Genomic DNA, 331 nt, shown 5'->3' on the forward strand with positions numbered 1-331 from the left:
ATTTATTTTGCCGGTTTAGCTCAATTGGTAGAGCAACTGACTTGTAATCAGTAGGTTGGGGGTTCAAGTCCTCTAGCCGGCACCATTTTTTGGTGGGGTAGCGAAGTGGCTAAACGCGGCGGACTGTAAATCCGCTCCCTCCGGGTTCGGCGGTTCGAATCCGTCCCCCACCACCATTTTACAGGGGTATAGTTTAAAGGTAGAACGAAGGTCTCCAAAACCTTTGGTGTGGGTTCGATTCCTACTACCCCTGCCAATTTCATATTTATGGCGATTGTGGCGAAGTGGTTAACGCACCTGATTGTGGTTCAGGCATTCGTGGGTTCGATTC

General features: G+C 49.5%; 3 tRNA genes. All 3 read left to right on the top strand.

Annotated elements, in window-relative coordinates:
* Positions 1 to 9 precede the first annotated feature (9 nt).
* The 3 genes from AR337_RS14610 to AR337_RS14620 all read left to right on the top strand — a co-directional run bounded on the left by AR337_RS14610 (position 10) and on the right by AR337_RS14620 (position 256).
* Positions 10 to 85 (top strand) — tRNA-Thr (locus tag AR337_RS14610).
* 6 nt (positions 86 to 91) lie between these two features.
* Positions 92 to 176: transfer RNA gene (locus AR337_RS14615), tRNA-Tyr, on the top strand.
* 6 nt (positions 177 to 182) lie between these two features.
* Positions 183 to 256 (top strand) — tRNA-Trp (locus AR337_RS14620).
* Positions 257 to 331 lie beyond the last annotated feature (75 nt).

Source organism: Bacillus sp. FJAT-27445 (genome assembly GCF_001510665.1).
Classification (GTDB): domain Bacteria; phylum Bacillota; class Bacilli; order Bacillales; family Cytobacillaceae; genus Bacillus_D.